Raw genomic sequence first — 5585 nt, 5'->3', positions numbered from 1 at the left:
AGCAGCGCGAGGGCGTGATCATTGCGAACCTCGTGAACCGGTGGAACAGCTTCGGCAAGGCGATTTGCGTCAAGACAGCCTAATTGCGCCCGCAACCAACTGAGCGCATACCCTGTCGAACAAAGCCCTCCCGTTGGTGGTCCAACACCATGCGCACGGCACGCGCGCGCATCTCGGCCGAGTACTGCGGCTGCGCCTTCTTCTTTACATTGCTTTCAGATTTTAAGGTTTCCATGACCCCATTCTCTCAAAGGATGAGGTCTCCGAAAAACCCGGGCCGATTCAGTCACATCTTTGTTCCAACGGCAATATGTCAATGAGCCTCTTCCGCTTGAGCAGACGTCGACAGCTCAACGACTACCCCTTATTGCACCGACCACAACCCGAGGTTGCCCAGGCTAGCAGCAAGCTTGAGGCGCGCGATGCGCCACTTCGATACCGCCAGCACGCGTTGTTTCTGCGCATCGGCGAGCGCGGTCTGCGCGTTCAGCAGTTCGGTGAACGTACCGACCCCTGCCTTGTAACGACCACGCGCGATATCGAGCGCGCGCTGCGCATCATCGAGCAGGTCCTTTGAGTTGTCGAGATTCGCGGTGTCGGTCTGCAGGTCCTGATAGCTCTTCCACACATCGAGCGACACGTTCAGCTCCGCGTTCTGCATATCCGCTTCCTGAGCGTCCGCCTGCGCTTGCGCCGCCGCGACGCGATAGCCAGACGCGAAGCCTTCGAAGAGCGGGATCGTCACCTGGACGCCGATCATGCTGCTGTGGCTCGCGATGGTCTGGATGCCAGGCTGTTGCTGATACGAAGGATTGTTGCGGCTGATGCTGCCCGTCAGCGATATGCTCGGTCGGCCCTGCGCGCGCACGGCGTCGACATTCGCACGTGCCGCGTCAAGCCTCGCACGCGCGGCGACGAGCTTCGGATGCTGCCGCTTCGCCTCGTCGATCAATTGCGCCACGCCTTCTCTATATGCATGGCGATCGATGGCCGGCTCGACGGACGCGATCTGCATCGGCATGTGCGCGTCGAATCCCATCGCGACTGCGAGCGTGCCCATTGCGTTCTGCACGCCGCCTTCGGCGCTCACCCGGTCGAGCACCGCACGGCGGTAGCTCGTCTTCGCCTGCAACTGGTCGCTCAGTGTACCCGCCCCGGCGTCATGCTTTGCCTTCGCCTCGACGAGGCTTTCTTGTGCGACGCGCTCGATCTTGCGTGCCGCGTCGACCATCGCCTGTGTATCGCGCAGGTTGTAGTACGCTTGCGCAGCGTTGACAAAGATCGTTTGCAGCGTGTCGTCCTGCGTGGCGTTCGCAGCAGCAAGCAGTTCGCGCGCTTGGCGCAACGCCGCGCTTCGCTTGCCGAAATCGAACAGTACCCAACTTAGGTTTAGCGCGTCGTAACGGTTCGCGGTCATCTGCTTCTGAGTGACGTCAGCAGTTCCCGCGACACTATAGGTCGTCGATGACCAATCGCGCTGAATACCCGCTGTCGCATTCAGCGTAGGCAAATAAGCCGCCTCGCTCACTCCGACCTGTGCCGCCTGCGCGCGCGCGTTTGCCCACGCCTGCCGCGCCTGCGGATTCGCGCAGATCGCCAGCAGGATCGTGTCCTGCAGTTCGAGCGGATGATTCGCGCCCTCAGGCTGACAAGCTGCGTTCTTCAGCATTGGCGCCGCAGGCATTGCAGAGACATTCTTTCCGGTTTTGTAGATATCAAGCCATTGCGCATAGGCGGCTTGCGACGCGAAGAGTGCGAGCGCGGCGGTGGCGAGCATGCGTGCGAACTTCATCATGCTCACCGTTCTGCGACCGGTTGGGCCGCTGCCACAGCGGCAGCCTGCTCTTGCGCCGCGGTGAGCGCGGCCGCCGGCCTATCGAGCACAACCTTGCCCGCATCGAGCATGATCACGCGTGACGCCGATGCGATCGTCTCCGGACGGTGCGCGACGATCACACGCGTCATGTTTAGCGCGCTGACCGCAGCGTTCACTTGGCGTTCGCGCTGCACGTCGAGGTGACTGGTCGCCTCGTCGAGCACGAGGATCTTCGGCTGCTTGTAGAGCGCGCGCGCGAGCAGCACGCGCTGCTTTTGTCCGCCCGATAGCACCGTGCCCATATCGCCGACGAGCGTGTTGTAGCCCATCGGCATCGCGACGATATCCGCGTGCACCGCCGCAAGCCGTGCGCATTCAGCGATCCACTTCGGATCGGCATTCGGATCGAAGAAGCTGATGTTATCAGCGATCGAGCCTGCGAACAGCACATCGTCCTGCAACACGGTGCCGACGAGCGAGCGCAGCCGGTCGAGGCCGAGCCGCTCGACGTCGATGCCCCCGATCTTGATCTTGCCGCTCGTCGGCTCGAGAATGCCGAGCAGCACGTTGACGAGCGTGGTCTTGCCGCAGCCCGACGGCCCGATCAGCGCGACCGACTCGCCCGGCTCGATCTTCAGCGACACGCCGTCGAGCACGGCCGGCTCGCCCTCCGCGTAGCGGAACACCAAATTGTCGGCCTCGATGCCCGCCGTGGGGGATTCCGCTTCGCCCGGCACGTGCTGCCCGCCGGTGTCGGATTCGCCCTGCGCGAACACGATGTCGGACAGGCGCTCGCCCTGCAGCTGCAGCATCTTGAGCTCGAAGAATTTGTCGATCAGGCTGCCGACGCGGCTGTCGAACTGGCCCTTGTACGCATTGAATGCCATCAGCACGCCGACGGTGAACTCGCCGTCCATCACGAGCCGCGCGCCGAGCCAAATGATGACGAGGCCTTCGAGGCCGAACAGCAACCCGTTCAGTTGCTGATACAGCAGTTGCAGCTTCTGCATGTGCAGACCGGCGTTGATCTGCTCGACGAGCAGCGTGAGCCAGCTCGAGCGTCGTTCACTTTGGCGGTTGAACAGCTTGATCGTCTTCACGCCGCGCACCGTTTCGAGGAAGTGGCTTTGCTGCTTCGCGGCGCGGATGACCTGGTCTTCCGTCGCGCGGCGCAGCGGCCGGTACCAGAGCCAGCGCAAGAGCGCGTACAGCGCCATCGTGCCCAGCGCGACGAACCCAAGCGTACGGCTGTAGACGAACATCATCGCAAGTGTGACAATTGACATCAGCCCGTCGATCACTGCGGACAGGAATGCCGATGTCAGTGTCTGCTGGATCGTGTCGATCGAACCGAAGCGTGACACGACCTCACCGAGGTGGCGGCGCTCGAAATACTGAATCGGCAGATTCAGCAGATGCGTGAACACGTTCGCTCGCCATTGGACGTTGAGCGTCGTGCCGAAATACATCAGCGCCCATGCGCGAATCGCGCTCGTCGCCTGTTGCATCAGTAGCAACATCCCGAAGCCAAGCGCCAGCACGGTCAGCAGATCCCGGTCAGCGCTGACGATCACTTCGTCGATCACCCATTGCAGGAAGAATGGTGATGCAAGCGTGAACACTTCGAGTGCAATTGCCAGAACGAGGATCTGGGCGAGCGAGCGCGACAATCCTGATACCGGACCGAGCAGCTGGCGCAGCTTCACGGCGGGCAACGCCTCGCACAGCTTGAAGCTGCCCGTTGGCCACAATTCGAGCGCGACGCCCGTGAACGAACGCGAGACCTCGTCGAGCGACAGCTTGCGCACGCCGTGCGCGGGATCGTAGATCGTCGCGCTCTTGCCGTTGACTTCCTTCAACACGACGAAGTGATTGAAGTTCCAGTGCAGCACGCAGGGAACGCGCAATTGGCCAAGCTGATCGAGGTCGAGCTTAAGCGCACGCGTGCCGAGATCGAGGCGTTGCGCGATATCGATCATGCGGCCGAGTCCCGCACCTTTCAGCGACACCTGGAAACGGCCACGCATCGTCGCGAGATCGACATGATGGCCGTGAAAACCCGCGACCATTGCCAGGCACGCGAGGACACATTCGGCAGCTTCGGTCTGCAGGATCATCGGCAGCTTGCTGCCAATGCCGAACGAGAGACGGTCGAGGAATGACATGAGCGCAAGTCGGTGTCAGAGTTTGCCGGTCAGGCTGTAAAGGGGTTCGAGCACCCACTCGTACAGCCTGCGGCGTTCCTGCAGGATGTCGGCTTGCAACGCCATGCCCGCCTGCAGCGGCTGCGCCCTCCCGTAGGCCATCACGTTCTGGGACTTCAGCGCGACCGTGACCCGGTAGTAGGTGCCGTTTGCGGCGTTTTGCGTCGCGGGCGCACCGCTCGTCGCGAGTTCGGCCGTCGACAGCGCGGTGCGCGCGATCGACACGATGCTCGCTTCGTATTGGCCGAACTTCTGGTACGGGTACGCCTGATATCGGACGAGCACGCGGTCACCGACGTGAATGAAGCCGACCGCGGCGCTCGGCACGAACAGGTAGGCTTGCCAGTTCGCCCCCGTCGGCACGATGCTCGCGAGCGGATGCGACGTGTCGGCCGTCTGCCCGGGCTCGGCGATCACCGCAGTCGCGGTGCCGGTTTCCGGGGCAGTAACGACGAATTCGCGCTTCGCCTCGCTTTCGATCAGCGTGCGGTCAACATCAATCACGCTGCGGTCGATCTGCGACAGCTGATTCTGATGCTTCAGCGACAGCCCTGACAACTGGTTGAGCACTTCCTTCAGCGCTTGCATTGTGCTCGCGCGATCGCGCATCAGACTGGCCAACTTTGAGCGCTGGTCAAGCAGATCAGCTTCACGCTGCTGTGCCTGATCTTTCGAGATGTAGTCCTGCGCGAGCAGGCCCGCGTAGCGCGTTGCCGCGTCGGCGGCGATTGACGTGCGAGTGTGCTGCGCGGCGATCTGGTCGTCAATGCCCGCGAGTTCGGTACGCAAGCCCGCAATCTTTGCTTGCAGCGTGTCACGCTCGCCCTGTTGCAGCAACTTGGTCGTGTAGAGTTCTTGCCGAAACGACGTCTTGCGTTGTTGAGCCTGTTCGATGAGCGCTGCCTGCGTTTGTCCCGCAGTTGCGCTCTGTAGGTCAGTCGACACGGTATAGAGCACCTGGCCGCGCATGACGCTCTGCCCTTCGATGACGTGCTTCTTCAGCACGACGCCGGCTTGCAGCGCGTAGACCTTGACAAGGCCCGTGTCGGGGGTGAGCACGCCGTCGACCGTCGTACGCCGTGTGTACGTGCCGAACGTGAACAGCACGATTACGCCGAGTGCCATGCTTGCGGCTGCCGCTGCCATCACGGAGAACGACACGGGACGGATCAGCACGATCTCGCCGAGCGTCTGCGTGCGCTGCGCATCTTGCGCAACGGCTCGAAACAGAGGGACGTCTTGCTTCATGGATGAACTACAGAGTCGGACATGCAAAACATAGTGGAACCAAGCCCTGCAAGGGATTGCCGGGAGCCGGATATGCTGCGAACTCCCAGAACGAATATCGATCTGATTTAGAACCTGGGAGCTGGAGCGCGCCGACATGACCGACGATTTCTTCCGAAGCCGCCTTGATTCGATGATCGACCTGCGCCATCCGCTTGCGGTGCTCGCGACGCGCATGCCGTGGGCGCAGCTCGAAGCTACGATGGCGCCGCTGTTCGCGCATCGCAATCGTGAAGGCATTGCTGCGCAGGTGATCGATCTGTTCGGCGCGACAGCGC

Annotated in this window: 3 protein-coding genes and 1 pseudogene; 1 reads left to right on the top strand and 3 read right to left on the bottom strand. The window is 62.2% G+C overall.

Annotation, left to right across the window (positions count from 1 at the left end; translation table 11 throughout):
• Positions 1–364 precede the first annotated feature (364 nt).
• The 3 genes from CFB82_RS40825 to CFB82_RS40815 are packed head-to-tail and all read right to left on the bottom strand — an operon-like array spanning position 365 to position 5268.
• On the bottom strand, positions 365–1801 hold the full coding sequence (locus tag CFB82_RS40825; protein WP_218829096.1) for a TolC family protein: 1437 nt from the start codon (positions 1799–1801) through the stop codon (positions 365–367).
• Positions 1798–3981, bottom strand: coding sequence for a peptidase domain-containing ABC transporter (locus tag CFB82_RS40820; RefSeq protein WP_089487871.1), 2184 nt, complete (start codon positions 3979–3981; stop codon positions 1798–1800). Before CFB82_RS40820 ends, CFB82_RS40825 begins: the two co-directional genes overlap by 4 nt.
• 15 nt (positions 3982–3996) lie before the next feature.
• Complete coding sequence (locus tag CFB82_RS40815; protein WP_089487870.1) at positions 3997–5268, bottom strand: HlyD family secretion protein; 1272 nt, start codon at positions 5266–5268, stop codon at positions 3997–3999.
• Between the two features lie 136 nt (positions 5269–5404).
• Here CFB82_RS40815 and CFB82_RS40810 point away from each other — a divergent pair.
• Positions 5405–5585, top strand: a pseudogene (locus CFB82_RS40810) (IS5/IS1182 family transposase); the annotation flags it as partial.

It is taken from the genome of Burkholderia sp. HI2714, assembly GCF_002223085.1.
GTDB classification, from domain to species: Bacteria; Pseudomonadota; Gammaproteobacteria; order Burkholderiales; family Burkholderiaceae; genus Burkholderia; species Burkholderia lata_D.
The sequence above is the reverse complement of the archived record's forward strand: the minus strand, read 5'-3'. Positions and strand labels throughout refer to the sequence as shown.